This window comes from Dongia sp. (assembly GCF_041906375.1).
Lineage (GTDB): Bacteria > Pseudomonadota > Alphaproteobacteria > Dongiales > Dongiaceae > Dongia.
Genome location: NZ_JAYRJJ010000005.1, coordinates 313,682 through 340,405, shown reverse-complemented (window position 1 = coordinate 340,405; position 26,724 = coordinate 313,682). Strand labels below are relative to the sequence as shown.

At 61.6% G+C, this 26,724-nt stretch carries 28 protein-coding genes and 1 tRNA gene; 15 read left to right on the top strand and 14 right to left on the bottom strand.

Features of this window, described 5'->3' with window-relative positions:
- The first annotated feature begins 1 nt into the window (after position 1).
- The 3 genes from ACE3OA_RS17280 to ACE3OA_RS17270 all read left to right on the top strand — a co-directional run bounded on the left by ACE3OA_RS17280 (position 2) and on the right by ACE3OA_RS17270 (position 4,084).
- The gene (locus tag ACE3OA_RS17280; RefSeq protein ID WP_374312995.1) at positions 2-781 is read left to right on the top strand and encodes a methyltransferase domain-containing protein; all 780 of its coding nucleotides are present in this window, start codon (positions 2-4) and stop codon (positions 779-781) included.
- A gap of 245 nt (positions 782-1,026) precedes the next feature.
- Complete coding sequence (locus tag ACE3OA_RS17275; RefSeq protein ID WP_374312993.1) at positions 1,027-3,117, top strand: sodium-translocating pyrophosphatase; 2,091 nt, start codon at positions 1,027-1,029, stop codon at positions 3,115-3,117.
- 88 nt (positions 3,118-3,205) lie between these two features.
- Positions 3,206-4,084 carry an EamA family transporter gene (locus ACE3OA_RS17270; protein ID WP_374312991.1) on the top strand — a complete coding sequence of 293 codons (879 nt, stop codon included), beginning with the start codon at positions 3,206-3,208 and terminating at the stop codon, positions 4,082-4,084.
- 6 nt (positions 4,085-4,090) lie between these two features.
- On the opposite strand, the gene ACE3OA_RS17265 is transcribed toward ACE3OA_RS17270, so the two are convergent.
- A complete protein-coding gene (locus ACE3OA_RS17265; protein ID WP_374312989.1) occupies positions 4,091-4,612 on the bottom strand; it encodes an outer membrane protein assembly factor BamE in 522 nt (173 codons plus the stop codon).
- Positions 4,613-4,817: 205 nt separating this feature from the next.
- On the opposite strand from ACE3OA_RS17265, the gene ACE3OA_RS17260 reads away from it, so the two are divergent.
- The 8 genes from ACE3OA_RS17260 to ACE3OA_RS17225 all read left to right on the top strand — a co-directional run bounded on the left by ACE3OA_RS17260 (position 4,818) and on the right by ACE3OA_RS17225 (position 9,930).
- Positions 4,818-5,405 carry a ubiquinol-cytochrome C chaperone family protein gene (locus tag ACE3OA_RS17260; protein ID WP_374312987.1) on the top strand — a complete coding sequence of 196 codons (588 nt, stop codon included), beginning with the start codon at positions 4,818-4,820 and terminating at the stop codon, positions 5,403-5,405.
- Between the two features lie 59 nt (positions 5,406-5,464).
- Positions 5,465-5,965 carry a DUF177 domain-containing protein gene (locus tag ACE3OA_RS17255; protein WP_374312985.1) on the top strand — a complete coding sequence of 167 codons (501 nt, stop codon included), beginning with the start codon at positions 5,465-5,467 and terminating at the stop codon, positions 5,963-5,965.
- A gap of 145 nt (positions 5,966-6,110) precedes the next feature.
- Positions 6,111-6,305 carry a 50S ribosomal protein L32 gene (gene rpmF / locus ACE3OA_RS17250; protein WP_374312983.1) on the top strand — a complete coding sequence of 65 codons (195 nt, stop codon included), beginning with the start codon at positions 6,111-6,113 and terminating at the stop codon, positions 6,303-6,305.
- A 40-nt stretch (positions 6,306-6,345) separates the two neighbouring features.
- Positions 6,346-7,395 carry a phosphate acyltransferase PlsX gene (plsX, locus tag ACE3OA_RS17245; protein ID WP_374312980.1) on the top strand — a complete coding sequence of 350 codons (1,050 nt, stop codon included), beginning with the start codon at positions 6,346-6,348 and terminating at the stop codon, positions 7,393-7,395.
- 33 nt (positions 7,396-7,428) lie between these two features.
- Complete coding sequence (locus ACE3OA_RS17240) at positions 7,429-8,403, top strand: beta-ketoacyl-ACP synthase III (RefSeq protein WP_374312978.1); 975 nt, start codon at positions 7,429-7,431, stop codon at positions 8,401-8,403.
- A gap of 129 nt (positions 8,404-8,532) precedes the next feature.
- Positions 8,533-8,841, top strand: coding sequence for an integration host factor subunit alpha (locus ACE3OA_RS17235; protein ID WP_320501562.1), 309 nt, complete (start codon positions 8,533-8,535; stop codon positions 8,839-8,841).
- Positions 8,838-9,452 carry a MerR family transcriptional regulator gene (locus tag ACE3OA_RS17230; protein WP_374312976.1) on the top strand — a complete coding sequence of 205 codons (615 nt, stop codon included), beginning with the start codon at positions 8,838-8,840 and terminating at the stop codon, positions 9,450-9,452. Before ACE3OA_RS17235 ends, ACE3OA_RS17230 begins: the two co-directional genes overlap by 4 nt.
- A gap of 401 nt (positions 9,453-9,853) precedes the next feature.
- A tRNA-Pro gene (locus ACE3OA_RS17225) sits at positions 9,854-9,930 on the top strand.
- Positions 9,931-10,177: 247 nt separating this feature from the next.
- Here ACE3OA_RS17225 and tcmP read toward each other — a convergent pair.
- The 7 genes from tcmP to ACE3OA_RS17190 all read right to left on the bottom strand — a co-directional run bounded on the left by tcmP (position 10,178) and on the right by ACE3OA_RS17190 (position 15,323).
- The gene (gene tcmP / locus ACE3OA_RS17220; RefSeq protein ID WP_374312974.1) at positions 10,178-11,014 is read right to left on the bottom strand and encodes a three-Cys-motif partner protein TcmP; all 837 of its coding nucleotides are present in this window, start codon (positions 11,012-11,014) and stop codon (positions 10,178-10,180) included.
- A gap of 18 nt (positions 11,015-11,032) precedes the next feature.
- On the bottom strand, positions 11,033-11,890 hold the full coding sequence (locus ACE3OA_RS17215; RefSeq protein ID WP_374312972.1) for a DUF5131 family protein: 858 nt from the start codon (positions 11,888-11,890) through the stop codon (positions 11,033-11,035).
- A 542-nt stretch (positions 11,891-12,432) separates the two neighbouring features.
- On the bottom strand, positions 12,433-12,669 hold the full coding sequence (locus ACE3OA_RS17210) for a hypothetical protein (RefSeq protein WP_374312970.1): 237 nt from the start codon (positions 12,667-12,669) through the stop codon (positions 12,433-12,435).
- Between the two features lie 22 nt (positions 12,670-12,691).
- Positions 12,692-13,180: a hypothetical protein gene (locus ACE3OA_RS17205; protein ID WP_374312968.1), complete on the bottom strand. Its 489-nt coding sequence runs from the start codon at positions 13,178-13,180 to the stop codon at positions 12,692-12,694.
- A complete protein-coding gene (locus tag ACE3OA_RS17200) occupies positions 13,177-14,109 on the bottom strand; it encodes a hypothetical protein (RefSeq protein WP_374312965.1) in 933 nt (310 codons plus the stop codon). The genes ACE3OA_RS17205 and ACE3OA_RS17200 overlap by 4 nt, the downstream gene beginning before the upstream one ends.
- Positions 14,110-14,378: 269 nt before the next feature.
- Positions 14,379-14,798: a YcgJ family protein gene (locus ACE3OA_RS17195; RefSeq protein WP_374312963.1), complete on the bottom strand. Its 420-nt coding sequence runs from the start codon at positions 14,796-14,798 to the stop codon at positions 14,379-14,381.
- A gap of 105 nt (positions 14,799-14,903) precedes the next feature.
- The gene (locus ACE3OA_RS17190) at positions 14,904-15,323 is read right to left on the bottom strand and encodes a bacteriohemerythrin (protein WP_374312961.1); all 420 of its coding nucleotides are present in this window, start codon (positions 15,321-15,323) and stop codon (positions 14,904-14,906) included.
- A gap of 679 nt (positions 15,324-16,002) precedes the next feature.
- Between ACE3OA_RS17190 and ACE3OA_RS17185 the strand changes: the two genes are divergently transcribed.
- Positions 16,003-16,437 carry a cytochrome c gene (locus tag ACE3OA_RS17185; protein ID WP_374312959.1) on the top strand — a complete coding sequence of 145 codons (435 nt, stop codon included), beginning with the start codon at positions 16,003-16,005 and terminating at the stop codon, positions 16,435-16,437.
- A 254-nt stretch (positions 16,438-16,691) separates the two neighbouring features.
- Positions 16,692-17,036, top strand: coding sequence for a hypothetical protein (locus tag ACE3OA_RS17180; protein WP_374312957.1), 345 nt, complete (start codon positions 16,692-16,694; stop codon positions 17,034-17,036).
- Between the two features lie 91 nt (positions 17,037-17,127).
- Here the strand turns inward: ACE3OA_RS17180 and ACE3OA_RS17175 are convergent, their stop codons facing one another.
- The 3 genes from ACE3OA_RS17175 to ACE3OA_RS17165 all read right to left on the bottom strand — a co-directional run bounded on the left by ACE3OA_RS17175 (position 17,128) and on the right by ACE3OA_RS17165 (position 20,929).
- The gene (locus tag ACE3OA_RS17175; protein WP_374312954.1) at positions 17,128-17,970 is read right to left on the bottom strand and encodes a FecR domain-containing protein; all 843 of its coding nucleotides are present in this window, start codon (positions 17,968-17,970) and stop codon (positions 17,128-17,130) included.
- A 204-nt stretch (positions 17,971-18,174) separates the two neighbouring features.
- On the bottom strand, positions 18,175-20,160 hold the full coding sequence (gene parE, locus ACE3OA_RS17170; RefSeq protein ID WP_374312952.1) for a DNA topoisomerase IV subunit B: 1,986 nt from the start codon (positions 20,158-20,160) through the stop codon (positions 18,175-18,177).
- A 118-nt stretch (positions 20,161-20,278) separates the two neighbouring features.
- On the bottom strand, positions 20,279-20,929 hold the full coding sequence (locus tag ACE3OA_RS17165) for a pentapeptide repeat-containing protein (protein ID WP_374312950.1): 651 nt from the start codon (positions 20,927-20,929) through the stop codon (positions 20,279-20,281).
- 207 nt (positions 20,930-21,136) lie between these two features.
- On the opposite strand from ACE3OA_RS17165, the gene pseC reads away from it, so the two are divergent.
- Both pseC and mscL read left to right on the top strand, forming a co-directional pair.
- Entirely contained in the window at positions 21,137-22,345 is a 1,209-nt protein-coding gene (pseC, locus tag ACE3OA_RS17160) for a UDP-4-amino-4,6-dideoxy-N-acetyl-beta-L-altrosamine transaminase (protein WP_374312948.1), read from the top strand.
- 41 nt (positions 22,346-22,386) lie between these two features.
- On the top strand, positions 22,387-22,800 hold the full coding sequence (gene mscL / locus ACE3OA_RS17155) for a large conductance mechanosensitive channel protein MscL (RefSeq protein WP_374312946.1): 414 nt from the start codon (positions 22,387-22,389) through the stop codon (positions 22,798-22,800).
- 38 nt (positions 22,801-22,838) lie between these two features.
- On the opposite strand, the gene ACE3OA_RS17150 is transcribed toward mscL, so the two are convergent.
- Genes ACE3OA_RS17150 through ACE3OA_RS17140 form a run of 3 tightly spaced genes read right to left on the bottom strand, consistent with a single transcriptional unit; the run spans position 22,839 to position 26,698 of the window.
- Positions 22,839-24,002, bottom strand: a complete 1,164-nt coding sequence (locus tag ACE3OA_RS17150; RefSeq protein WP_374312944.1) for a hypothetical protein — start codon at positions 24,000-24,002, stop codon at positions 22,839-22,841.
- A gap of 11 nt (positions 24,003-24,013) precedes the next feature.
- Complete coding sequence (locus tag ACE3OA_RS17145) at positions 24,014-25,507, bottom strand: MBOAT family protein (protein ID WP_374312942.1); 1,494 nt, start codon at positions 25,505-25,507, stop codon at positions 24,014-24,016.
- A 3-nt stretch (positions 25,508-25,510) separates the two neighbouring features.
- Positions 25,511-26,698 carry a hypothetical protein gene (locus tag ACE3OA_RS17140; protein ID WP_374312940.1) on the bottom strand — a complete coding sequence of 396 codons (1,188 nt, stop codon included), beginning with the start codon at positions 26,696-26,698 and terminating at the stop codon, positions 25,511-25,513.
- Between the last annotated feature and the right edge of the window lie 26 nt (positions 26,699-26,724).

Genomic DNA, 26,724 nt, shown 5'->3' with positions numbered 1-26,724 from the left:
CATGACCGAAACCCATGAAGAATATGACGCCCGCATGCTGACTCTCCTGCAGATGATCTGGGGGGAGGGGTTTTTGTCGCCGGGTGGGCCGCAGGCGGTCAGGGAGATTGCCGGCGGGTTCGACCTCGGCGGCAAACGGATATTGGATATCGGCTGCGGCCTGGGCGGCCTCGACCAGGTGCTGCTGACGCTGGGCGCCGGGCATGTCACCGGCATCGACGTCTCGCCCTATATCGTCGAGGGCGGGCAGGAGCGCATGCGCCGCTCCGGCCTCAACAAGAAGATCGATATCCAGTTGGTGACACCTGGGCCGCTGCCCTTCGCCGATGCCAGTTTCGACATCGTCTTCGGCAAGGACGCCTGGCTGCACATTCCGGACAAGGCGGCGCATTTTGCCGAAATCTTTCGGGTGCTCAAACCCGGCGGCCGCATTGCCGCGGGCGACTGGATGAAGTCGCCGGGGCCTTATAGCCGGGACATGGAATATTTCTTCGAGATGGAAGGGCTCACCTACCATCTCGTGACCCTCGCCCAATACGGTCTCTTGCTGCATGAAGCGGGCTTTGTCGGTATCCGGCTTGCCGATATCACCGACCGCTACCGCGCCGAGGCGCATGAGGAACTGGCGCGGATGCAGGGGGAACTGGCCGGCATGATGCTGGCCGAGCTGGGCCCGGAGGGGAACGCCCATTTCATCGAAGACTGGCGCTCGCTGACGGTTGTGCTCGACAAAGGCGAGTTGCGGCCGGCACAGATCTGGGCCACCAGGCCCGCCACCTGATTTACGCTGCGGCGCAGCAACGCAGGCGACTCGAATTTTCCCAAGCGATTCCTTGGCTTGGACCAAAAGCGAATTGGCCGCCTCCACGCCGGTCGGTGGGCGCTTGGTTGCAAGCCCATGCCTATTCCTTTATGTTCCGGCCACTTTTAATGATCGCCGCAGGTGACGTCGATCGCCGACCCAAGGCTTTCGACGGACCCCAAGTGGCGGCCCGCCAACTCAATTCTGAATGAGGGGATGCAAGAATGGATTCGTGGCTTTGGGGAGTAATGGCTTGCGGCGTCTTCGCGCTGCTGTACGGCATCTGGGCGACCAGATCCGTCCTGGCGGAGAGTGCCGGCAATGCCCGCATGCAGGAAATCGCTGCCGCTGTTCAGGAAGGCGCTAACGCCTACCTCAACAAGCAATATACGGCGATCGCCGTCGTCGGTATCGTGGTCACCGTCATCCTGTTCTTCTTCCTGTCGACCCTTTCGGCCGTCGGCTTCGTGATCGGCGCGGTGCTGTCCGGCGTCACGGGCTATATCGGCATGAACGTGTCGGTGCGCTCCAACGTCCGCACGGCCGAAGCCGCGCGGAAGGGCCTCGCCCCGGCACTCGCCGTTGCCGCCAAGGCCGGCGGCATCACCGGCATGCTGGTGGTCGGTCTCGGCCTCCTCGGTGTTGCCGGCTATTACATCTTCCTGAAATCGGCCGGCGTCGAAATGCGGGCGATGGTGGAAGCGCTGGTCGGCCTCTCCTTCGGCGCCTCGCTGATCTCGATCTTCGCGCGCCTGGGCGGCGGTATCTTCACCAAGGGAGCCGACGTCGGCGCCGACCTCGTCGGCAAGATCGAAGCCGGTATCCCGGAAGATGATCCCCGCAACCCCGCCGTCATCGCCGACAATGTCGGCGACAATGTGGGCGATTGCGCCGGCATGGCTGCCGATCTGTTCGAGACCTTCGCGGTCACCGTGGTTGCCACCATGCTGCTGGCCTCGATCTTCTTCACCGGCCCGGCCCAGGAACAGCTGATGCTGCTGCCGCTCCTGATCTGCGGCGCCAGCGTCGTCGGTTCGGTCATCGGCATGTTCTTCATCAAGCTGGGATCGAGCAACAACATCATGGGTGCCCTCTATAAGGGCCTCATCGCCGCCAGCGTGATCTCGATCGTCATCATCGGCGTCCTGGTCAACAAGGTGGTCGGCTTCGACGTCATCGAAGGCACCACGGTCGGCCTCACCACGCTCACCGGCATGAACATCCTGTGGTGCGCCGTGATCGGTCTTGCCGTCACCGGCCTCCTGGTCTGGATCACCGAATACTACACCTCGACGGCCTATCGTCCGGTGCGCTCGGTTGCCCAGGCTTCGACCACGGGCCATGCCACCAACATCATCCAGGGTCTTGCGGTTTCGATGGAAGCCTGCGCCCTGCCGGTGCTGGTGATCTCGGCCGCCATCGTCGGCGCCTTCACCCTGGGCGGTCTCTACGGCATCGCCATCGCCGCGACCACCATGCTCTCGTTGGCTGGTATTGTCGTGGCGCTCGACGCCTATGGCCCGGTCACCGACAATGCCGGTGGCATTGCGGAAATGGCCGAACTGCCGCCGGAAGTGCGCAAGGTGACCGACGCCCTCGACGCGGTTGGCAACACCACCAAGGCCGTGACCAAGGGCTATGCCATCGGTTCGGCGGCTCTGGCGGCGCTGGTGCTGTTCGCGGCCTATACCGAGGATCTGAAGCACTACTTCCCGCAGCTCATCGACACCATCAAGTTCGAGCTCAACAACCCCTATGTCGTGATCGGTCTGTTCATCGGCGGCGCTCTGCCGTTCATGTTCGCCGCCATGGGCATGATGGCTGTGGGCCGCGCGGCCGGTGCGGTGGTGGTGGAAGTCCGCCGTCAGTTCAAGGAAATCCCGGGCATCATGGAAGGCACCGCCAAGCCGGAATACGGCAAGGCCGTCGCCATGCTGACCACGGCGGCGATCCGGGAAATGATCATCCCGTCGCTGCTCCCGGTGGCAGCACCCATCGTCCTCTACTTCGTGATCTCGACCGTCGCCGGCCAGGCCGAGGGCTTCATCGCCCTGGGTGCGATGCTGCTCGGCACCATCGTCACGGGCCTCTTCGTCGCCATCCAGATGACCTCTGGCGGCGGCGCCTGGGACAATGCGAAGAAGTACATCGAGGACGGCCATCACGGCGGCAAGGGCTCGGACGCCCACAAGGCCGCGGTGACGGGCGATACGGTCGGCGATCCCTACAAGGACACCGCCGGCCCGGCCGTCAACCCGATGATCAAGATCACCAACATCGTTGCCCTCCTGCTGCTGGCGGCTCTCGCCCACTAAGCAGAAAGAGGTTTTAGCCAAAAGGAAGCCCCGGCCGAGCGATCGGCCGGGGTTTGCTTTTTGTATCGGGTTGTTCAAGAGAGTGTCGATGCCGCCGTCCAAATCGCTGCTGCTGCCGATCGGCGCGCTGATCATCGCCATGGTCTCGGTGCAGGCGGGTGCTGCTTTCGCCAAGATCCTGTTCCCGATCATCGGCGCGCAGGGGACTGTCGTGCTGCGGCTTTCCCTGGCGGCCTTGATGCTGGGCGCCGTCCTCCGGATCTGGCGGGTGCGCATCGTGCGCGCCAATTGGCACATCGCGCTCATCTATGGTGCGAATCTCGGCGTCATGAATTTGCTCTATTACCTCGCCGTGGCGCGCATCCCTGTCGGCATCGCTGCAGCACTCGAATTCACCGGGCCGCTGGCCGTCGCCATCTTCACGTCGCGCACGCGGCTCGACCTGTTGTGGGCGGCATTGGCCGTGGGCGGGATCGTTCTGCTGCTGCCGCTGGGCGGCGCAGAGAGCGCGCTTGATCCCTTGGGCGTGATCTTCGCGCTCGGCGCCGGGCTTGGCTGGGCTCTCTACATTTTCACCGGCCGGCGTGCGGGCAATACGTTCGGCGCGCCGGCGCCGGCACTGGGCATGATGGTGGCGGCTCTGATCACGATGCCGCTCGGGGCAGGTGAGGCTATGGCCGGCTTCAGCTCGCTTAACATCTTCCTGCTGGCGGTTGCGGTTGCCGCATTGTCGAGCGCCGTGCCCTTCGCCTTCGAGATGGCCGCTTTGCGGCGCCTGCCGCCGCAGGCCTATGGCACGCTGACCAGCATGGAGCCGGCGATTGGCGCCTTATCAGGTCTCGTCATTCTGCACGAGATGCTGCCGGTCCACCAATGGCTGGCGATCGGGCTGGTGATCCTGGCCTCGATCGGTACGACATTGACCGTTCGCGCGCGTGAGCGCGGACTTGAAAAAGAGACGGACTAGCCGCGCCTACACGCCGCCGGGGGCGCCGGTGGTGCCGGTCGGGCCGGTCTTGGGACCGTCCTCGCCCGGGCTGAAGCGGCCGAGATTGCCGAGCATCTGCTGGATGATGGTCAGCTCGTTGCCATGGGTCGGCGTCACCCGGTCGACCATGGCGACCAGGCGGCCGTCGGTCTGGTCGTAGACCTTCATGTCCTGGACGATGCCCTGATTGTCGAACGAGATGGCGAGGACACCCTGGTCGATGATGTCCGGTTCGAAGAAAGCGGTCTGGCTGGTGCGCTTGGAGACGTAGTACCAGACGTCGTCGCCGAACGTCCCGGTGGTCGAGGGCGAACCCAGCAGTTGCTCGACCCGGTTCTTGTCGTCCTGCCCGGGCTGGATCTGGACGACCTGGTCCTCGTCGGGGACGTTGCCGTGCTGCAGGATCTTGGACTGGCAGCCGCCGAGGAGGATGCCAAGGCCCAAGGCGCCGACAAAGAGAGTACGGGCCAGAAGGGCAGAGCGAACAGAATGGTTAATTCGAGCCATAGGCATGGTTCCGGGGTCTGCCAAACTTGTTGCGCCAGCCCTTGCCCGAAAGTACGGTCCCCGACAGAAAGATATGGGGAAAGAACGGTATCGGCCAAATCAACCGGCGCGCGGTGGCAAATTCGCACCGCGACCTCATGGCGTCAAGGCGCAGCGGCGCCGCGGCCAGCGCCTGGGCCGGCGATTTGGCAGGAAAGGATAAGAAGTGGCGCAATCGGCATTGGGCGAACTCATTGCCCGGGTCCTGCAGGGGCCGGGGGCAACCAAGGAGGTTGCCGCCAAACTATTCGGCCGCTTGGTCGCCCAAGCGCGCGCCCGGGTGTTCTATGAGCAGCTCGGCGTGCCGGATTCGGTCGACGGCCGCTTCGACATGGTGGCGCTGCACACCTTTCTCATCTTCCAGCGCCTGCGCGGGCAGGGCGACCGGGCGGCCATTCTGTCCCAGGCGCTCTACGATACCTTGATCAATGATTTCGAGGCCTCGCTGCGGCAATTGGGGGCCGGTGATGTCGGGGTCGGCAAGCGCATCCGCGTCATGACCGAGGCGCTGCAGGGGCGGATCAAGGCCTATGAAACAGCGCTCGCCGGCAGCCAGCTCGATCTTGAGGGCGCCCTGCGGCGGAACCTTTATGGCACCACGGACCCCGATATGGATGCGATCCGCACGGTGGCGAACTATCTGCGCCGCGGCAAGGAACTGGCGGACAGCCAGCCGGTCGACCGCATCCTGCGCGGCATTTTTGAGTTTCCGCCCGTTCCGGCAGGCACCGCACAGGCTTATGGTTTAGATTGAGAATGACAGCTCAACAATCTGATATTTCAGTATTTTCCAGGCCGATTGAAGCCGCCTCGGTGAGCGCGCGCGCGACCGAGCGGCGGATCGAGGCGACGGCCGAAGAGCGCGCGGCCCTGGCCGATGTGCTGGACCTCCAGGCCATCGGCCGGCTTGTGGCCACCCTGCAGCTCCGGCGGCTGGCCTCGGGCCTCGTTGAGGTCAAGGGTGAGCTCGAGGGCGAGGTGGTGCAGACCTGCGTCGTGACGCTGGAGCCGGTCCCGGCTCAGATCCGCGAGAGCTTCCGCCTCACCTTCGGCGATGCGGAACCGGAACCGCTGCTCAGCGAAATCGACATCAGCTTCGACGATTCGGACCCGCCGGAGCCGATCGAGGACGGCAAGATCGATCTGGGCGCCCTGGTGGCCGAGCAGCTCTCCTTGGCGCTCGATCCCTATCCGCGCAAGGAGGGGGCGGCGATCCCTCAGGAATTTACCCCTAAGGAAGCCGACATAACCGATCTGGCCGAGGCGGCTGGCAAGCGTAAGCCGTTCCTGGGTCTCGATAAACTCAAGAAATAGCCGGCGCGGGCCGCAGCGGGCGGCAAACCGCCGGCTGCGGCAAGACGCTTGCTATCCCGCCGGATTTTGGATATCTACCCGCCCATTGGCGGCCTCCGAACAGCTCGGGCGTGCCGCCGCTATTTTTTTGTGAAGAGAGTGGATCATGGCAGTCCCCAAGAAGAAAACCAGCAAGTCGCGCCGTGACATGCGCCGCAGCCATCATGCGCTGACGGTGAGCGCGTCTGCTGAATGCCCGAATTGCGGCGAGCTGAAGCGCCCGCATCACGTTTGCGGCTCCTGCGGCCATTATGACGGCCGTGAGGTCGTGGCGCAGGGCACCGAGGCAGACGCAGCGTAACTCCAAACCCGCTGCTATGATGGCCGGGAAGGAGTGACGGGTGGGCACCAGCCTGGCTATATCTTTGGATGCGATGGGCGGCGACAACGCGCCTGACATGGTGGTCAGGGGTGCGGATATTGCGCGCCAGCGCTTTCCCAATGTCCATTTCCTGATGTTTGGCGACGAGGCCAGGCTCAAGCCGATGCTTGATGCGCTGCCGGAGCTCGCCAAGGTCAGCACCATCCGCCATACCGATTCCGTCGTCTCCATGGACGACAAGCCGAGCCAGGCGCTGCGCGCCGGCCGCCAGTCTTCCATGCGCCTTGCCATCGATGCCGTGCATAGCGGCGAAGCCGGGGCCTGCGTCTCGGCCGGCAATACCGGCGCGCTGATGGCGATGGCGAAGTTCGTCTTGAAAACCATGCCGGGCATCGACCGGCCGGCGATCGCCTCCTTCTTTCCGACCATGCGTTCGGAAAGCGTCATGCTCGATCTCGGCGCCAATGTGCAATGCGACGCCAACAACCTGGTGCAGTTCGCCGTCATGGGCAACGTCTTCGCGCGCCTGGTGCTGGGCGTGCAGCAGCCGAGCATGGGCATCCTCAATGTCGGCGCCGAGGAGCTTAAGGGCCACGATGCGGTGAAGGTCGCCGCGGCGATCCTGCGCGACGTGCCGCTGCCCGGCAAGTTCATCGGCTTCGTCGAGGGCGACGACATCGCCAAGGGCACCGTCGATGTCATCGTGACCGACGGCTTCACCGGCAACATCGCGCTTAAGACCATCGAAGGCACCGTGAAGCTCTACGGCCACTGGCTGAAGCAGACCTTCTCGGCCTCGCTCTGGTCCAAGATCGCCTATCTCTTCGCGCGGCCGGCCCTCAACGGCCTCCGGGCCCAGGTCGACCCCCGGCGCTATAACGGGGCGATTCTCATGGGCCTCAACGGTATTTGTGTCAAAAGCCATGGCGGGACCGATTCCTATGGTTTTGCCAACGCCATCGGGGTTGCGGTAAACATGGTGCAGAACGACGCCATGGAACGCATGAAGCAGGATTTCGCCCAGCTCATGGCGGTCCCGGGCGTGGAAGCCGTCGCCGCGGCACTCTGACGGCGAACTTCTTCACTTTATTCAAAGATTCCAATGGCCCGCAGATCCCTTCTTCTCTCCGCCGGCAGCTATCTCCCGAAGGAGATTCTGACCAATGTCGACCTCGCCAGCCGCGTCGACACCACGGATGAGTGGATTTCGCAGCGCACCGGCATCAAACAGCGCCACATCGCGGCGCCGGACGAGCTGACCTCCGACCTCGCCGTCCATGCGGCCGAGCAGGCGCTCCACCATGCGGGCCTGCGCGGGGCCGATATCGACATGCTGCTGGTCGCCACGACCACCCCGGACCACACCTTTCCGGCGACCGCCACCAAGGTGCAGCAGCGCATCGGCATGAAGGGCGGCTTTGCCATGGACGTGCAGGCCGTGTGCTCGGGCTTCGTCTTCGCGCTGGCGACCGCCGACAATTTCATCCGCTGCGGCCAGGCGCATCGCGCGCTGGTGATCGGTGCCGAGACCTTCTCGCGCATTCTCGACTGGAAGGACCGCAACACCTGCGTCCTCTTCGGCGATGGTGCCGGGGCCGTGGTGCTGGAAGCGGGCGAGGGCGAGGGCACAGCGAAGGATCGCGGTGTGCTGTGCACGCATCTCTTCTCGGACGGGACCTATTACGACAAGCTCTATGTCGATGGCGGACCGTCGACGACGCAGACCGCCGGCTTCGTCCACATGGAAGGCAAGGAAGTCTTCCGCCACGCCGTGGTCAATCTGGCGGCGGCGGTCGATGCGGCGATCGCCTCGGCCGGCATCACCGCCGACGATGTCGACTGGCTGGTGCCGCATCAGGCGAATCGGCGCATCATCGACAGCATGGGCCACAAGCTCAAACTGCCCCCCGAAAAAGTGGTCGTCACCATCGACCGCCATGCCAACACCTCGGCGGCCTCGATCCCGCTGGCGCTCGCCGAAGCGGTCAATGACGGGCGCATCCAGCGCGGCCAATTGGTCCTCATGGAAGCTATGGGTGGTGGCTTCACCTGGGGTTCGGCCCTGATTCGCTACTGAATCTTCGGTGATATTGCTGAACCAATCCCCACACATATGATTGCGGATCAATGACGCTCTCTAATTGACTGATTTCAGAGTAAACGATACGCTCATTCATCAAGAGCCGATTGAGAAAGGCAGGGGGAGATGAAGGGCAATACGATCACGCGCGCACATCTGGCCGAAGCCGTCTATCAAGAGGTGGGCCTGTCGCGTAACGAATCCGCCGAACTGGTCGACACCGTCCTCGACGAAGTCTCGCATGCGCTGGTGCGCGGCGAGAGCGTCAAGATCTCATCCTTCGGCAGCTTCCTCGTGCGCCTGAAGGGCGAGCGGGTCGGCCGCAATCCCAAGACCGGCGAAGAGGTTCCGATCAAGCCGCGGCGCGTGCTCGTCTTCCGCGCCTCGCATGTCTTGAAGGACCGGGTCAACAAGGGCGCTGAGCAGAAAGCATGAGCTCCTCGGCAGAACGGCTTCCCGCCGCCGAGAGTGGTGCGGGTCCAGACAAGCACGATCAGGCCGCAGCACAACGCCGCGCCAATGCGCGCCGGGTCGAGAAGGCCGCCGGCGCTTTCCGCACGATCAGCGAAGTGGCCGACGATCTCGAAGTGCCGCAGCATGTGCTGCGCTTCTGGGAAACCAAATTCCCCCAGATCAAGCCGATGAAGCGGGGCGGTGGCCGCCGCTATTACCGGCCCGAAGACGTCGATTTGCTGCGCGCCATCCGCGGCCTGCTCTATGACCAGGGCTATACTATCAAGGGCGTGCAGAAGCTGATCCGCGAAGGCGCCTTGCGCCTCGGCGCCGATCTGGCTGAAGTCGAGGCCCTGGGGCTCTCGCCCGAGGCGCTCGGCAACGGCCATGCCCAGACGGGCGTGGAATCCGGCCACCCGGCCGACGCCGCCGCCGACCCGACCTTGGCCGCCAAGATCGGCCAGGCCCAGGCCATGCTGGACCTGCCCCTTTTCAAGGCCGCCTCCCTCGACGAACGCCAGATCCGCGAAGTGAAGGCGATCACCAGCGAACTCGAAGACCTGCGCGACCGCCTCAAGAAGGTCCTGGGCTGACGCGCAGCCGCCGAGATCCAGACCCTCCAGGTCGACCATTGAAAAGCCCGGCCCCTGATTTATTTCTGGGCCGGGCTTTTCTGTTTTGGGGGGGCGCTGCCCGCCAAACCTGTCCGTCATGGTCCGCGTAGGCGGACCACCCACGAATTTGCCAACCAGCAACCGGGAAACGGCGAGAAACTCATGGGTGGTCCGCCTACGCGGACCATGACGATGCGGGAGTAATCCAGCCCCCGCCCCATTAACTATTCACCCCCAACCGCCTTCTTTGCATTGCGCGACCCGGTGGGGGCCGCTATATAAGCCTCGCCGTCGGCACCCCCTAGGGTCTTGAGGTCAGCCTCACCCCTCCGCCGTCTGGCCCGGGCCCCCGCATCTGCCGGGTGCGCCTGAAAGAGTGTCGGAGCGTGGCGCAGCCTGGTAGCGCACTAGACTGGGGGTCTAGGGGTCGCAGGTTCAAATCCTGTCGCTCCGACCAATCTTTTCAATGGGTTAGCAGAAAATCCTCTCCCGAAAAAAATGAACTTTCAGTTCAATTGAACTATAAGTGCTCAAACGACCCGCTGTAGTGCCCAGACGCTCGCTTGTGTCTGATCAGGCAATGCACTCGGAGCGACACAGCGCTTATTGGAAACTGGATAGGCGTCAACGGCGACACTGACCGCTGAGCACCGCTTCGCTCTCGGCTAACAAAAAAGAATCGCGCGCAGCTTGGATCTGGAAACTCAGAGCAGGTTTCGTTGGCCGTCTACGTTACGTATTTCGTTCCAGAACTGGATGGCCGTCGAATTGCGAGCTACGAACGCGAGCCAATAGAGGCGCTGGCCTTGTGTTCCTCGGACCAGTTCGATTCCTTCGGCGATCTGCATGCCGAGATCCTTTATCAAACTCTTCCAGTACCCGAGAAAGTTAGCTCGAAAGGTCGCTTGATGGGGGCTGGGGGAGACATGCTTTCTCCAATCAGGGGCAAAGCGATCGAGTTGCCGATTGTCTTCATTAGAGTACTCGACCGCATTCCTTTGAAGATCCATCAAGCTAATATGAATCAGCATGTCCATCCGTTTGAGGCTCGCCAATTGGCGAATGATGGAGAACGGGAGAGAATCCAAATCAAAAGGATCTAGATAGGCGAAATGAAGGCCGTGCGGGCTTAGTTGCTTTACAACATCTTCAACGACATGCTCCGCCTGTCCGACAAAATGGGTTACTGGCGCCCGCAACGCTCTAAGCCGGTTCGCACTCGTATTCGCATGACAATCGTCCGCATCTGACACAAGCACCCTTGTGAAGGGCGCACCACAATCTTCCGACTTCTTCCAACCTGCTACGCATCCGCCATCGATAAAATCAGACTGGCCTCTTATCTGGCATCTCCCCGGGCCGCTGAACAAGTCGATGAAAGTGGCTTCGCCAGAGTTACCGTCAAGCCACTTGCGGCGAACAAACCTACTTATGTCGATATACTTCGTAAGTCTTTCGTGCTTTTCCCGAGCCCATTCACCTACCATCGAGCATCGAAGGCCATCGGTCGGATCGATTACAAACTCCTGCTCTGCTGTCATGGCAATGGCTCGCTTAAGTTACTCGGCAACTTTGCGGTGGTGAGACAACTGTGACGGAATCTCATTCCACGTTTGCCCGTTCAGGAGTCTACCTGCGACGTGCTTCGGTGAGCGACGAAAACTAAACTCAGAAACTGTAACGGTGCGTCCAGCACTCTCTGCAACGCCTTCATTTACGGGAGCCCAGTTTCCCCACTGCTTGAAGAAGAATGGCGTGCGCGATAGCGAACATTGGTCCCTTAGCGATGTAACCCAAATAGGTAGCATGGGGCGTGCTCTCCTCCCGCTTTCGCCACCGGCTATTACCCAGTTAATCTTCTGCCTGCTGCTCTGATCGCCCAACCATTTCGCAACATCGAGTCGACCCAGCAATGGCTCGCATGAAATGAACCGCACAACAGCTGGATACGTGAGCAGAACTGGAATTCGCTTATCTGCCCACTTTTGGTTCTCCGCGCTGGTTCCAATCCATACATTGTGAGGCCACTTGTTCTGCCAAGGGACGGTTGCTCCAATTCGTTCGGGCCGCTTTGTCAGTAGCAGCCAATCTAGTTGTGGTGTTGCTTGAATAAGCGCCCACAACCTTTCTCGTTCAGGGCTTAGGTCAGCTCGCGCCTCAAAGACGTCCGCCATAGAGGCGCAGAACACTCGTCGCCTTTCGCCTGCCTGAGCTGCTTCACGGTTCCATCGGAGCGGCTCCTTCCAATGTGCATCGCTAAATCGGCGCCGGTCTGCTTTTGGCCCCCAGACATCGAGGGCGAAGCGCGAAGCCCATGCCTCTGCGTAGCAATTTTTACATGCAGGAGAAACGCGAACACAACCCCACCAAGGATTGAACGTGTGATGTGTCCATTCAATTGTCGAATTTGCGCCCATTGGGGAGCGAGCCTTTACCGTTAATTATCTATAATAACACGTTCACTAGACGTTCGCTCTAGTGCAAGTTGCCGCAGTATCACTTTCGTTACGCTATATGCATATGTACAATTAATTCGCTCGCATTGAACTAGAGACCCCTGGATGTCCGCAAAGCGCCTTTCATTGAGGAGCTCGCTGCATGGTCGGGCGAGACTTCCAAAAGTGGCAGTTGCCTCTTTAAGGGATTTTGCAAAGTATCGCGGAGGGTGAGGAGATACAGGAATCCAGGGGGCGCTAGTTCAATTGAACTAAGAGAATTTCGCTGGATTCGCGAAACCTAGCAAAACAGCTGATTTCGCTCTTCGCCTCATTCGCCAAAACGCCTCGGAAGACACTCTTAAGCCATTGTAATGGCGTTGCATGCCAGTTGCTGGGGGTCTAGGGGTCGCAGGTTCAAATCCTGTCGCTCCGACCATCACTTAGCTGAATTTTGGTGGTTCTAGAACGGTCCTCTATGACCGTTTTCGGGCGCCGAGGCGCGCCTATATTGCTGCAAAGCGTTAGCCGAGCTTAAGTTGATCTTCGTAAAACTGGATCAAGCGGTCCGCGCGTTCTATCCGCTGGCGATGCTCCTTTATCAGGTCCGCAGTGACGTCCTGCATTGGTTCGGTCCCTGCGCCTTCCCACATTGAGACGTCAGGTCGTTCGATATACTGCAGGAATCTCTGGGAGTGAGCCTTTTCTGACCGAAAAAGGTCCAAAGACTGCCGGATAGAGTCCGCGGAAATCTTCGCCATTCAAACCTCCCCAATCGCGACGCTAATCCTTGATGCCGACGTCCTGGCGCCGCGCTTCGATCAGCGCGTCGTACCTGTGCATTTGAATAGAGAGCAACGACCATGGCAGGCCAAGCGATAGAGCAAAGGCGAAACCGCCCAGTCCCAAAAACCCGTGTTCCAGCCACATTTTTAACGTCGGGCTGGTGTCCTTGATGACGATGGCAAATAGCGCGAGGGCGAGAGTCAAAAGGTAAACGACGAACAGGTATTTTTGCCGTGACAGTCGCGCGTGGAAGGCGTCACGGCGTGCTTCCAATCCCTGCCAAGCCATGCCGCTGAGATAACCCGGATCACCTAGAAGCGTGATAAGCGCAATTTGGAAGCCCGCTAGGATCGAAAAGATCGTGACGATGGTATTGATCGCGTCTTGATTACCGTGCACGAGAGGCTGGCCAAACACTGAAGCGGCCACACCGATACCCACGGCGACGGCGAATAGTGCCAATCTCATCCAAGCAATGTTCTTCACTGTTTGACCAGTCCTCCTTTTGTCAGGTCCGATATATACTGGCGCAGCGCTTGCCACGCTGCATCTCTTTGCACGGATTTGCCCTTTCGCGGAAGATTGCAACCTTTCTGCAGAGCGATTTCATCGCCTTTAATCTTGTTTTCCTTGCCCGTGATAATGATGAAATCGGAATCATCGCCCGCGAGCAAATCAAGAGCGAAGCTGTTTAGCTCTCTCGCTGCTAGCCCACCGCTCTTTCGGTTTAGTTTAACTTCGAGCGCAATGCTCAGGTCGGCCTCTTCCTGCATCGCGGCGTCGCTCTGGTCAGCCTTAACGAAGGCGCTTAAGGTACTTTTGATAGTCGAGACGATTTTCCCCTTTGGGCGCTTTCTATCGATGTGTGCGAGCGTCTGCTTGTGCAAAGACGCCCGAAACATGACAGACTTCACCCCTTCCTTCTGAATCAGCTTCGCCTTCTCAACATTCGCCACTGGCATCAAGAACACATCCGACGAGGCATTGGGTTGACCGCTCGCATTGAGCAACATGCGAAGGTAGGACTCAAGGGTGCCTTCGCGGCAGTTTGTGCAGCAAAGTGCGATATCGTTGTCCCTCACGATGGCAAACACTTCGCGGTCCATATATTCGGAGTCCTCGGGCGGCGGCGCGGTGTCGACCGACCCCTCTAAGGTACCGGCGGCGACATGTTTCACAACTGAAGCGGATTCGTTTCGAGTGTAGGTCACCACGTGGAGCACGACACCGCTCGGCTTATCCTTACGGGTGACCGTACCTTCAACCATATCACCATCAGCGAGCTTGAACGTCCGATCTTGAACGCTCTTGCGCGTGGTGACCGCCTTTATAAGGAGTTGCTCCAAGTTCTGCCCATCTTTGGTGGCAAAAGTTGCGCGACGATAAAGCAGTTGTTTCTGACGCGGCTTGTCCATCCATTCCCCCGATTCCGGTATCACACGATGCTAACAACGAATCGGGCTCGCCGTACAAGGGAAATCGATGTGCGCGGTTGCAATCTTAAGGCGTGGGTCGCGGATCTTCATCCTTCCGAATGCCCTAGTGAGGAGGGCTCGCATTCCCCTGTCAAAGGCATATTTGCGGTCGTGGGGAAGAATCGGGGTCAGAGTGAGATTTATCTGGTCGCAAAATCGCAGCCTGACCCCGTTTGTTTAAGAAAAGGGGCCCGCTCCGAGTAGCGCAGTTATTGCCGCGCCGGCACATAAATCTTCGCGTCGCCATAGAGGCGCTGGCGGTTCCATTCGTCGCGCGAACCGAGATATCTTTCCGTCGCGGCGAGGTCGATGCCGTTGCGGTCGTAGCAGACATTGCGGCCGCGCTCGCAGATGAGGCCTGGTGCCGGGGAAAAGCGGTTGGCCCCGAGATAGCCGGTCGTCTCGGCGCTGGGCTGGCCCCAGGGCGTTGCATAGCCATAGGGCGAGGGATTGCCATGGGCATAGGTGGCCAGATCGACGCCTTCGCCTGAGCTTATGGCGCGCAGTTGGACAGGTTTGGGCGGCGGCGTTGAGGTGCAGGCGGCGAGCGCCATCGAGGTCAGCGCAAGGCCGGCCAATAGAACGGCGCGGCGTTTCGGAACAGTTCGGGTGAGCGACCATCTGGGCATGGCATACCCCCGGGCGAATGTCTTCGCGGTACGGAGCTTACGCTTCCTAGTTCATTATCGCTCTCCGGGGCGGAAAGTTCCAGCTTGGCCGGGCGTGGCGCCGGCTCAGCCGGCCGCGCGCTTCTTCTCCTGGTGCCAGTCGAGGAAGCGCATGTCCATGGTCAGCACCGTGCCCAGCAATTCGTAGAAGCATTCGGCGGCGATCCCGCCGAGGTCGATGACGCTGTCGGCGAGTTCGTCGGCGATGCGCTCAAGGGCGCTGATGGTCTCGGCATGGTGCTTGGCGTGGGCGTCGCGCGCGGGGTAGGAGAGGAGGCCCAGATATTCCTCCTCGTGCCGGAAATGTCCGGCAAGCTCGTCCCTGAAATGCCTGAGATGGGTCAGCACCTCGCTGCTGTCGTGGCGCTCTTCAGCGCCGGCAATACGGTTGATGACCGTGACGAGGTCCTGATGCTCGGCATCCAGTTGGGTAACGCCTGTGAGCATGGATGGGGTAAGCGCGTACATGGCCGGGCCGCGATCCATTTCCTGCTTCTGCTCATTGAGGATTAGGGGGGCGAAGCAGGGGATGCAATCGGCGGTCAATTTTTTCGGGTTTTTTCGCTCAATGGTGCCGGTGCCTGGGGAAAATCGGGGCCAGAGGAAAATCCGCTTCTAATCATGTTCCTAATTTGTTCTTGACAAGAGTTTGGGAATTTGGTACTAAATGGGTTGCGCGCACATCACCTCAAGACGGTCACCCCGTTACCATCACTCCCGGCGCTCAGCCGGAATTGCTCGGTTGTCTTCGGCGCAAGCCCCGGTCGGGGCGCAGGCCGACCATATCGCCTCCCTTCCACCGGGGGCAGCCTGGGCCGGTGGCTGCAACCGGCCTCCCGGATCGGCTGGATGAGCGATCCCCCGCGAGTCCCGGGTCACAGGACGCTCCCCTCGGGCCGCAGATGGATAAGCAGCCCCCGCCGGACCCGATGCGGTGACCGGGTTCCCCTCCTGGGACGGCAGGCAGCCGCCCACGTCGCGGCCGACACGAAACGGCCGCTTGCTGCCCGAGCGATTCCTGGTGAGCGTCGCCCCGAACAGAAAGGAAGGCCTGACAAGAGAAGAGAGCCCGGAGAGAGAAGGGGATCATGTCAGTCAATTATCAGCTTCGTGTCAGGTTTCTAAGGCTAGCCTGCGCGCCTCAACAGACTCGAGGGAGGCACCCATGCACTTTTTGACATCGCGCAAGTCGCAGCTGCGACTGGCGGCGCTTGGCTTGATCCTGGCCGGCTGCGCCACCGGCCTCGGCGGCGACCGGGAGCACGCGATGGAGGAGATCGGCGGCGCGTTCAAGCCGCTCAACGCCATGGCGAAGGCCGGCACGTTCGATCAGGCCGAGGTGGCCGAGAACGCCAATCTCATCGCCAGCCAGCTGCAGCATTTCGGGACGCTCTTTCCCGACGGGTCCGAGAAGGCCGATGGCGCCGCCAATGCCAATATCTGGTCCGACCGCGCCGGTTTCGAGGCCGCGCGGACGAACGCGCTCTCTGCCGCAACGGAACTGGCGGCCGTCACCGATGCGGCGGCCTTCCCGGGGGCGGTGAAGAAGCTGGGCGATTCCTGCGGCGCCTGCCATTCCAAGTACCGCGCGGAATATTGATCCGCAAAGATGGTTAATTTCGATGGCGGGCGCGGCGCGCCGGCAATCAAGGTCTAGTCGCGTTTGCCCTGCCATCACCGTATCTACAGCGTGCTCTAACGGGTATTTCGATCAAATGTGCGGGAAAAGCCCAGTTCGCACATTTTGGTGTATCGAGCGGGAAGATTCGCCGGTTCATTTCCTGGACGGGAAGTGCGATAAATAACTCGGACAGAAACAGTTTAGGCGAATGCGGCCTTTAGGGGCTGGGCGGCTTGGCCTTCGCTGAAGCGAGAATTGAGATGATTGACGCTCCTGAGCACTTGCAACCGATTGTACCTAACACTGATGGCGACGCCGGCAACGGCGACGCCATCAGCCTTTCTCTTGCTGACTTGCTGCCCGACAGCGGCGGCGCCATCGTGATCGAAGGCGATGGTGGCGATCTCAGCATCCGAATCATGACCGATGAGGCGGTGGTCGATGCCGGTGTGGTCGAAACCCTGGTGACGGCGACGGGCGAAGACGTGTCCGGCCATGCCTTCTTCTCTTTCAGCAATGGCACCACGCTTTACGCGCCGCGCGAAATGGATCTGTTGATCGTCAACATCGACGTTTGACTGGCTGCTCTGCGCCGCAGATTTTCCCAGACGCTACATTGATTGATGAAGGGCCGGCGAGATTGATCGCCGGCCCTTTTCGCATCAGGCGCTAGAAGCTGCCGCCGCCATTGTCGTTTTCATGCTCGTGGTCATGCTCATGATCATTGTCGCGATCCTTGTTCTTGTCACGGTCCGGCGGCAGGCATGAATCGTCGTCCGGGTCAAAGCAACTGACCTTCCGTTTCCTCTGCGGCTTCTGCGGCTGGCTGGGCGCCGGCAGCGGCGTCATGTTGAGGGGCGGCGCCTTGCCGAGGTCGAAGCCGATTTCCGGGCCCGGAACCTCGGTCGCCGTCATCAGCGCCGCGAACCTGTCTTCTCCCCAGCGGCTGCTGTCGCCGAGGGGGGCTTGCGTCACGCTGATGCCGCGCTGGCTGGTGAGGGCGACGCCGCTGGCGCCGGAGACCTCGTTCTTGCGCACGCCGACCCGCCCGGAGACGACCATCACCTCGGTTTTCTCGGTGTCGGAGAGAATGCCCCATTGGGTCCCGCGCACGGCGGTGATGGCCTTCGGGGTGCGGATCTCGAAACGTGATTTCGGCGTGGCCTTCGCGGCTTCCGCCAGCAGGGCACCTTGCGAAAGATCGAGCGCCACATCACGGTCGGTCCCGATGCCGCCGCTGATGACCTGATCGATCGCCATCCTGGTGTCGGAGCCCAGATTGATGACCGAGCCGTCGATCAATTGCAGCCGCACGCGACCCGTGGCGTCGGTCGCCACCGTGTCGCCGGATTCAAGGGCTGCACCGAGCACCAGCGGTGCGGTGGCATCATCGCGCAGGAGCGTGGCCGAGCCACTGAGCTTCGTCACCTGGGCGACCGGATCGGCCCAGGCAAAAGCCGTGGAGGCCCACAGGGCGAAAACTCCCCAAGAGAGTCCGCGCAAGCTGAACATGTCCATGTCCCATCAGCAGTTGCAACAAAGGTAATGCTCGCTACCCAGCACGTCTATACGTGCCGGCCACCCAAATGGGTGCCTTGTAGCGGCGATCACACCTTTGTCGGGCCGATCGGCGGAATGTTCACTTGCCCGCTCACACTCCCGGGTGATGTGCGTGCGGGCCTTCCGGAATCAGGGTGGGCTCAGATGTCGAGGTTCTCAGATGTCGAGATTCTGGGCGAAGCGGGCGTTTTCCTGGATGAACTGGAAGCGCATTTCCGGCTTGCGGCCCATCAGGCGCTCCACGAGGTCGGCGGTCTCGCGCGCCTCTTCGCGTTCTTCCTCATTGTACTTGTGCGGGATGCGCACCTTGAGGAGCGAGCGATGGCGCGGGTCCATCGTGGTCTCCTTGAGCTGTGCCGCCGGCATTTCGCCAAGGCCCTTGAAGCGGCTGATCTCGACCTTGCCGCGGCCGGAGAACTCGCCCTTCAGCAGCGCGTCCTTATGCGCATCGTCGCGGGCATAGGCGACCTTGCCACCCTGCGCCAGGCGATAGAGCGGCGGCTGGGCGAGATAGAGATGGCCGTTCTCGATGAGCTGCGGCATTTCGCGGTAGAAGAAGGTCATCAGCAGCGACGCGATATGCGCGCCATCGACGTCGGCGTCCGTCATGATGACGACCTTCTCGTAGCGCAAACGCTCTTCGCTGTATTTGTCGCGGCTGCCGCAGCCCAGCGCCTGGATGAGATCGACCAGTTCCTGGTTGGCGGCGAGCTTGTCTGTGGTGGCGGAGGCGACGTTGAGGATCTTGCCGCGCAGCGGCAACACGGCCTGGGTCTCGCGGTTGCGCGCCTGCTTGGCCGAGCCGCCGGCGCTGTCGCCTTCGACCAGGAAAATCTCGGTGCCGGCCATCGCGTCCTTGGTGCAATCGGTGAGCTTGCCGGGCAGGCGCAACTTCCGGGTCGCGGTCTTGCGCGACAGTTCCTTGTCCTGCTTTTTGCGCAGGCGGTCCTCGGCCTTCTCGATGACGCGGTCGAGGAGGTCCTTGGCGCGACCGGGATCGTTCGACAGCCAGTGGTCGAAATGATCCTTGATCATGTTGTCGACCAGGCGCGTCGCTTCCGGCGAGGAGAGCTTTTCCTTGGTCTGGCCCTGGAATTGCGGATCGCGGATGAAGACCGACAGCAGCATCGCCGCATTGCCGCAGATATCGTCGGAGGTGACGAGGCTGGTCTTGCGGTTGCCGATCAGATCGCCATAGGCCTTCAGCGAGCGGGTGAGGCCGGTGCGCAGGCCGCTTTCATGCGTGCCGCCTTCGGGAGTCGGCACCGTGTTGCAATAGGAACTCATGAAGCCGTCCTCATCGACCGGCCAGGCGATCGCCCACTCCAGGCGCCCCTGTTCGTCGGTGAAGTCGGCCTGGCCCGCGAAGGGGGCGGCGGTGATGGTTTTGCGTGTGCCCAGCGTCATGCCGAGATAGTCGAGCAGGCCGCCCGGGAAATGGAGGACGGCCTGGGCCGGCGTCTCATCGCCTTCGTGAATGAGGGTGGGGTCGCAGTTCCAGCGGATCTCGACGCCGCGATAGAGATAGGCCTTCGAGCGGCACATGCGATAGAGGCGGCTCGGCTTGAAGTGGAGCTGCTTGCCGAAAATCTCCGGATCGGGATGGAAGCGGACCGAGGTGCCGCGGCGGTTGACGTTGCCCTGGTTGGTGAGTTTTGTGACCGGCTTGCCGCGCTTGTAGCTCTGCACCCAGAGCTGCTTGTCCTTGGCCACCTCGACGATGAGATCGTCGGAGAGCGCGTTCACCACCGAGCTGCCGACGCCATGGAGACCGCCGGAGGTCTGATAGACCTTGCCGGAGAATTTGCCGCCCGAATGGAGCGTCGTCAGAATGACTTCGAGCGCGGACTTGTCCTTGAACTTCGGATGCGGGTCGATCGGGATGCCGCGACCGTTGTCGCGCACGGTAACATAGCCGTCCTTGTCGAGTTCGATCTCGATCCGGCTGGCGTGACCTGCGACGGCCTCGTCCATCGAATTGTCGAGCACTTCGGCGACCAGGTGATGGAGCGCGCGTTCGTCGGTGCCGCCGATATACATGCCGGGGCGCCGGCGGACGGGCTCAAGACCCTCCAGAACCTCGATATCCTTGGCGGAATAGTCGCCGCCCTTCTTGGGCGTGCCTTCGAAAAGATCGCTCATGGTACTCCAAACCGTACTCGACTCGTTCGCGCAGCCGGGCGCGTTCGGCGCAGTGATACAGAGCCAAGGGCCGCCACCGCAAGGTTTTGGTCAAGTCCTTAATTTATAATGATATTTATCAGTCGTTTGGCTGATTGCTGCCGGGGTGGCGGCAGGAAAGGGCGCGGTGCAGGACGTCGGGGGCCACTTCGACCCCCATCAGATTGGCCCGCCAGAGATCGGCCCCGTCGAGATTGGCACCCGACAAATTCGACCCTTTGAGGTTGGCGTCGGAGAGGTCGGCACCGCTGAGGTCGGCGTCTTTGAGGTAAGCCCCGGCGAGATTGCAGCCGGCGAGGTTGGCGCCCTGCAGCTTGCTTTCGGACAGATCGGCGCCGGAAAAGTCGCAGCCGGCGAGATTGGCCATGGAAAGGTCGAGGCGCGGCAGCTTGAGGCCGGATAAGTTGCGGCCGGTGAAATCGGCCCGCTCGCCGCCATCGCCGCGCAGCCAATCATGATGGGCGCGCAGGATGTCGAGCAGCATGCGCAGGTTGCGCGATTTGGCCGCCCGTTCCGCCGCGTCGATCTCGGCCTTTTCAACCAGATTGACATGAGGCGGCAGGCTGGGGGCCAGCAGTTTCAGCCGCAGTTGGCGCTCGGCATCGGCCTCGTCCTCGGCCAGGATCTCGCCGCGGAGGGTCGGCAGGCCTTTGCGTTGCTGAATCCGATAGACGAAAACCTTGGGCTGGGAATCGCCGTCTTGCGGCTGGTTCTCGTCCGACACGGTCATGATGCGGGGATGCTCCCAGCTGCCTTCAATACGGGCCTTGCTCCAGAACGGCGACTCAAGGCACCTCGGCAAACTATACCAAGCCATTCTTGCGCAAACCCTAATGAAGAATGGTTAACGCGAAATGTCTGGAGACGTTCTGGCGCTGGCGCGGGCCTGCCATGCCCGGTATAGATTTTCATCCTTTCCTATTATGCCCACGGAATCATGAGCACGAATTCCTTTCTCCCCTATGGCCGGCAAAGCATCGATGCCGACGATCTGGCTGCCGTGGCCAAGGCGTTGCAGGCCGATTACCTCACGACCGGGCCAGGTGTCGGGCGCTTCGAGCACGCCTTTGCCGATACGGTTGGCGCCCGATACGCCGTGGCAAGCAATAGCGGGACAGCGGCGCTGCATCTGGCGTGTATCGCGCTCGGCCTGCAGAAGGGCGATGCGGTGATCGTGCCGACCCTGACCTTCCTGGCGACCGCCAATGCGGCGCGCTTCTGCGGTGCCGACGTCATCTTCGCCGATGTCGATGCCGATAGCGGGCGCCTGACGCCGGCCACGCTGGAAGCGGCGCTGGCGCGGGCGGGCTCGGCGAAGGTGAAGGCGGTTCTGCCGGTGCATCTCAACGGTCACTGTGCCGATCTCGCGACGATCCGTGCCATCACCGAGACGCGCGGCATCAAGGTGATCGAGGATGCCTGCCACGCTTTGGGCGGGGTGCATCAGTCGGGCAACAACAGCGTGGCGAAGGTGGGGGCCTGCGCGCTGTCGGAGCTTGCCTGCTTCTCGCTGCATCCAGTGAAGACGATGACGACGGGCGAGGGCGGCGTCACAACCACCAACGATCCCAAGCATTACAAGATCATGCAGCTCTATCGCAGCCATGGCATGGTGCGCGAGCCGGCCGATTTCCGGCATCGCGATCTCGGCTTCGCCGCCGATGGCCAGCCGAACCCCTGGTATTACGAGATGCAGGCGCTGGGCTGGAACTATCGCATCACCGATTTCGCCTGCGCGCTGGGCGAGAGCCAATTGGCCAAGCTTGGTCGTTTCATCGATCGCCGGCGCCAATTGACGGCGCTCTATGACGCGCAGCTGCCGGAACTGGCGCCGCGCCTCAAGATCGTGCCGAAACAGCCTGGCGACAATGCAGCGCTCCATCTTTATGCCGTGCTGATCGATTTCGCCGCGATCGGAAAATCGCGTGCGCAGGTGGTGGCGGAGCTCAAGGCGAAGGGTGTCGGGACCCAGGTTCATTACCTGCCGGTGCACCAGCAGCCTTATTACCGTGACCTCTATGGTAATCAGGATCTGCCGGGTGCCGATTCCTATTACGCAAGGCAACTCTCTATTCCGCTTTATCCCGATATGACGGATGCCGATGTGAGCCGTGTAGTCGATGCCTTGCGGGGTGTGCTCGGCTGACCTAACGTGGGCTCAATGCCACGCAAATGAAGGGGAAGGCCATGTTGAAGGAATTCAGGGACTTTGCCGTTCGCGGCAATGTGGTGGATCTGGCCGTCGGTATCATCATCGGCGCGGCTTTCACCGGCATCGTCAATTCGCTGGTGAAGGACATCATCATGCCGCCCATCGGCTTCATCATGGGCGGGATCGATTTCTCCGACTTCTTCATCGCGCTGAGCACCGAGCATTTCGACACGCTGAAAGCCGCGCAAGATGCCGGTGTGGTGACGATCAACTACGGCCTGTTCCTCAACGCCTGCATCAACTTCCTGATCGTGGCCTTCGCCATATTCATGCTGGTCAAGCAGATCAACCGTTTCAAGAAGGCGGAAGAGGCGGCACCCCCGCCCGCACCCAGCGAGAGCGAGAAGCTGCTCGCTGAAATCCGCGACCTGTTGAAGACTAGCCGCTGATTGGAAGGCTAGTCACTGATTGGAAGGCTGGCCGCTGACTATTTGCGGCAGCCCAGGCTGTTGAAATCGGCCTCCGGCGCGCGGTTCGGATCATCCTGCTTCAGGCTGGCATGCCCGGCATTGTCGGCAATGAGTTGCTGAACAAGCGCCCGGTCGACGGCGTGGTCGAGATGGCTGCTGGGATCGGCGGCAATCGCATCGAGCACGCGCAGATAGCTCACTTCGCCGCCATGCATGCCATCGACGAATTCGCACGGATCGGTGCCGATGCTCGCCGGGTCGTGAAAATCGAAAGTCAGCGCCGGCAAGGTGCCGAGATGCCGCTGCAGTTCCTTGACGAGATTGGGTTCCGGCTGTTCGGCCAGCCAATCATAGATCGGCTTGGCCACTGGCGGTATGACCACGATGACCTCGGTGCCGGCTTCCTGCAAGCGCCCAACCAACGCCTCCAGACGTTGCCAGGTTTGCTCGGAGAACGCATTCGAGGGCGCACGATCGTTCCGCTTTGACTTGCGTGCGATGTCCTTCAGCGTCTCCTTGAAGCCGATATCGCTGCCGCCGGCCTGTTCGGAAAGGCCGCTGCCATAGTCGTAATGGCCGAAGGCATTCCAGCCGGCATATTTGAAACGGGCCGGCAACCCGATGCCGGGCTTGAGGGCGCCGGGGTCGAACAGCAGAGTCGACAGCTCGGCAAAAGATAGCGTGCCGTCCCAAAGCCAGACGGCGGGTTGCGTCAACTCGTGAAGTGTCAGCGGCGTCTCCGGCGACGCATCGCTCGGCGCGTCGGGCCGTCGCGTTTCACTGAACCACCACCAGTCGAGGGTGATGATCATCTGTTTCGGATGATAGGCCTTGAGAACGGCATCGACGAAGATTTCACCGGATTCAAGATCGCGCATGGCGCCGCCGGCATTGAAGGCGGCCTCGCGCCATGGTGCCGCCACGAATTGCATGGCGCGTGATGATCCGAGGAGGACAATGTCCGATTGGCGCAGGATCGCCCGCTCGATCTTGTACGGACGCGGCCGATAGAAGAGAGCGGAACTGTAGCGAATGTCTTGTTCCTGCTGCAGGTGTGCCGCGGTGATCGGATCGATCGTTTCGCCGGCGCGCCATAGAATGAGAAAGGACAGGCCCAGAGCGGCGAATGCGATCGCCATCGGCAGCGCGAATAGAAGGGCATAGCGAAGATTACGGGGCATCGTCATCGCGCCTAGAATTGGAAGTAGAGGAATTCGGACTGCCAGCCAAGAATGGCGACGGCACCAGCCGTTGTCACCAGGCCGGCGATCAACGCCCAAACCGTGACCGGACGCCATTCGAGGCGGCCCTCCAGTCGGCCGAGATGGCGCTTGGCCAGCGTTTCCAGCTTCAGCGTGGGTGCATAGCGGCGGAATATCTCGGTGCTGTTCGGCGCCAACGTGGCCAAGAGCCCAGCGATAAGGATGACCGGCCAACCGTCGAGGGGCAGATCCGGCAGATTGGGTGTTTTGAGGCCCAGGCCATTGGCGCCGACCAGGGAGGACAGCACGCTGTGCGCCGTGTCGACGTCAGGTGCGCGAAAATAGACCCAGGCCGCCATGACGGCCAGCATGGTGATGAACCAGCCGACCGGGCGGGGCAGCATGAAGCCGCGGCGCTTTGCAAACAGGGACCAGAGCCGTTGTGCGGCAAGGAAAATGCCGTGCAGCGCGCCCCAGATGATGAAGGTCCACCCGGCTCCGTGCCACAGGCCACCCAGCAACATGGTCAGGAAGAGATTGAGCATCTGCCGTGCCGGGCCGCGGCGATTGCCGCCCATGGGGATGTAGAGATAGTCGCGCAGGAAGCGCGATAGCGTCATATGCCAGCGGCGCCAGAAATCGGCGATGTTTACGGATTTGTAGGGCGAATAGAAGTTGGCCGGGAAGCGCACGTTGAACATACGTGCCAGCCCGATCGCCATGTCGGAATAGCCCGAGAAATCGAAATAGAGCTGCAGGCTGTAGGCGAGCGCGCCCATCCAGGCTTCCACCAACGTCAGATCGGCACCACCATAGGCGGCGTTGAAGGCCGGGTTGGCGACCTGTGCCAATGTATCGGCGATCACCGTCTTCTTGAAAAGCCCAAGGCCGAAGAGCGATACGCCAACGAGGAGGTTGATGCCGCGGGGCGTCAGAAAGCCGGGGCGGCGGATCTGCGGTATCGCCTCGTTATGATGCACGATCGGCCCCGCGATCATCTGCGGGAAGAAGGTCACGAACAGGCAGAAATCGACGAAGCGATAGTGCTTGGCCGAGCGGCGATAGGCGTCGACCAGATAGGCGATCTGCTGGAAGGTATGAAAGGAAATGCCCAGCGGCAGGATGATGAGGCCGAGGCTGAGCTGGGTGCCGCTCAGTTCGTTGACGACGCCGAGGAAGAAATTGGCATATTTGAAATAGCCCAGGACAATCAGGATCAGCGCGATCGCCCCAGTTAGAATGAGCCGACGATGCCGGTCCTGGAGGTCGGTTCGCTCCAACTGCCGCCCGACGAGGAAGCTGAACGCGATCTCAGCGAGGATCAGCAGAATGTAGATCCAGTTCCACCAGGCGTAGAAGAACACGGATGCGAGCGTGAGGAACCCGATGGCGACATCGCGTGCGGCAAAGCGGCCCAACAGGAAGAAGAGGGCAAGCGTCACCGGCAGGAACGCGAACATGAATGGGTAGGAATTGAAGAGCATGCGTCAGCGATCCTTGTCGCAGCTGTCGTGTCGGAAGAGTGCTTCGGCGGGGGCGTCCGCGGGCAGCAGTTCTGCCAAGCGCACATGTTCGGCATTGGAGCCGATCAGGCTTGTCACCATGTCGCGGTCGATGGCCTGGCTGAAATAGGTGCCGCCGAAATTGCTGATGGCATCGAGGGTGCGCAGAAAGGCTACTTCGCCCGCGGCTATGTCGCTGACGAACTCGCATTCGGTGGCGCCCAATGCGACCGCGTCCTGGAAATCGAAAACGCGTTGGCCGAGGGAGCGAATGGCATCGCTCCACAACGGGATTAGGCGGTTCTCGGGGTCCTTGGCCAGCGCGCTGCGCATGGGTGGCGCGATTGGCGGCAGCATGAAGAGCACTTCGATCGATTGGCCGCTCAGCTCGGCAATGAGGGCATTGAGCTGCGCCATGGATTTGCTGGACGGTCCAATGCGGACGTCATCGACGCCGGTCGGCATATACGCGCCGCCGCTCGGATGCCGCCCATTGTCATAGCGTCCATAGGCGTCCCAGCCTTCGCCGTTCAGGACTGCGAGGGCGCCGATGCTGGCGGTGTCGCCTCCTGACGGCAACAGGGCGGCGGCAATCGCGCGCGGAGAGATCTTTCCGGTGATCAGCCAGAGGAATGGGTCCAGCAGCTGCGCCGCATAGCCTGGCGAAGACGCGGGCGATGACGAGGGCGGCTGGGGCGCTGATTCCATGCTCGGGTTGAACCACCAGTAATCCAGCCCGATGAGAATTGATTTGGGTGGGTGTGCGGCGACAGCCTGACGGACAAAGGCCGTGAGTTGGCCGAGCGAACTCGCGGCGCCGGCGGCATTGTAGACCGAGCCCGAAAACGCTTCACCGGGAAGCGCCGCGAGGCGCCGGGAGCCGACAATCAGGACTTCGGGCTGGCGCAGGGTGTAGCGCTCGAGCTTGTAGGCAAAGATGCTGTCATCGGTTACCGGCCCGTAAAGCCCGCCATGGCGCTCCTGCAGCTGTGCCGCCAGTTCCGGCGATGTCGTCTCGCGCGCCAGCACCAGGACGATCGCGCTGCCGAGGCAATAGAGGGCGACGAGGACCAGGGCGACGCTGGAAAGGATCACCGTATTGCGCAAATGCCGGCCGGACTTGTGTCGCCAGACACCGCGCCGAGGTGAACCGATGGCACGATTGGAACGCATGTTGCGAAGGGTCACCATTAGCTGAG

Bases quoted from the DNA above. Each gene is read 5' to 3' on its own strand.
- ACE3OA_RS17280 (WP_374312995.1), top strand. From the start codon at position 2: ATGACCGAAACCCATGAAGAATATGACGCCCGCATGCTGACTCTCCTG.
- ACE3OA_RS17275 (WP_374312993.1), top strand. From the start codon at position 1,027: ATGGATTCGTGGCTTTGGGGAGTAATGGCTTGCGGCGTCTTCGCGCTG.
- ACE3OA_RS17270 (WP_374312991.1), top strand. From the start codon at position 3,206: ATGCCGCCGTCCAAATCGCTGCTGCTGCCGATCGGCGCGCTGATCATC.
- ACE3OA_RS17265 (WP_374312989.1), bottom strand. From the start codon at position 4,612: ATGGCTCGAATTAACCATTCTGTTCGCTCTGCCCTTCTGGCCCGTACT.
- rpmF (WP_374312983.1), top strand. From the start codon at position 6,111: ATGGCAGTCCCCAAGAAGAAAACCAGCAAGTCGCGCCGTGACATGCGC.
- ACE3OA_RS17240 (WP_374312978.1), top strand. From the start codon at position 7,429: ATGGCCCGCAGATCCCTTCTTCTCTCCGCCGGCAGCTATCTCCCGAAG.
- ACE3OA_RS17235 (WP_320501562.1), top strand. From the start codon at position 8,533: ATGAAGGGCAATACGATCACGCGCGCACATCTGGCCGAAGCCGTCTAT.
- ACE3OA_RS17230 (WP_374312976.1), top strand. From the start codon at position 8,838: ATGAGCTCCTCGGCAGAACGGCTTCCCGCCGCCGAGAGTGGTGCGGGT.
- tcmP (WP_374312974.1), bottom strand. From the start codon at position 11,014: ATGACAGCAGAGCAGGAGTTTGTAATCGATCCGACCGATGGCCTTCGA.
- ACE3OA_RS17215 (WP_374312972.1), bottom strand. From the start codon at position 11,890: ATGGGCGCAAATTCGACAATTGAATGGACACATCACACGTTCAATCCT.
- ACE3OA_RS17210 (WP_374312970.1), bottom strand. From the start codon at position 12,669: ATGGCGAAGATTTCCGCGGACTCTATCCGGCAGTCTTTGGACCTTTTT.
- ACE3OA_RS17200 (WP_374312965.1), bottom strand. From the start codon at position 14,109: ATGGACAAGCCGCGTCAGAAACAACTGCTTTATCGTCGCGCAACTTTT.
- ACE3OA_RS17195 (WP_374312963.1), bottom strand. From the start codon at position 14,798: ATGCCCAGATGGTCGCTCACCCGAACTGTTCCGAAACGCCGCGCCGTT.
- ACE3OA_RS17190 (WP_374312961.1), bottom strand. From the start codon at position 15,323: ATGGATCGCGGCCCGGCCATGTACGCGCTTACCCCATCCATGCTCACA.
- ACE3OA_RS17185 (WP_374312959.1), top strand. From the start codon at position 16,003: ATGCACTTTTTGACATCGCGCAAGTCGCAGCTGCGACTGGCGGCGCTT.
- ACE3OA_RS17175 (WP_374312954.1), bottom strand. From the start codon at position 17,970: ATGTTCAGCTTGCGCGGACTCTCTTGGGGAGTTTTCGCCCTGTGGGCC.
- parE (WP_374312952.1), bottom strand. From the start codon at position 20,160: ATGAGCGATCTTTTCGAAGGCACGCCCAAGAAGGGCGGCGACTATTCC.
- ACE3OA_RS17165 (WP_374312950.1), bottom strand. From the start codon at position 20,929: ATGACCGTGTCGGACGAGAACCAGCCGCAAGACGGCGATTCCCAGCCC.
- pseC (WP_374312948.1), top strand. From the start codon at position 21,137: ATGAGCACGAATTCCTTTCTCCCCTATGGCCGGCAAAGCATCGATGCC.
- mscL (WP_374312946.1), top strand. From the start codon at position 22,387: ATGTTGAAGGAATTCAGGGACTTTGCCGTTCGCGGCAATGTGGTGGAT.
- ACE3OA_RS17150 (WP_374312944.1), bottom strand. From the start codon at position 24,002: ATGCCCCGTAATCTTCGCTATGCCCTTCTATTCGCGCTGCCGATGGCG.
- ACE3OA_RS17145 (WP_374312942.1), bottom strand. From the start codon at position 25,507: ATGCTCTTCAATTCCTACCCATTCATGTTCGCGTTCCTGCCGGTGACG.
- ACE3OA_RS17140 (WP_374312940.1), bottom strand. From the start codon at position 26,698: ATGCGTTCCAATCGTGCCATCGGTTCACCTCGGCGCGGTGTCTGGCGA.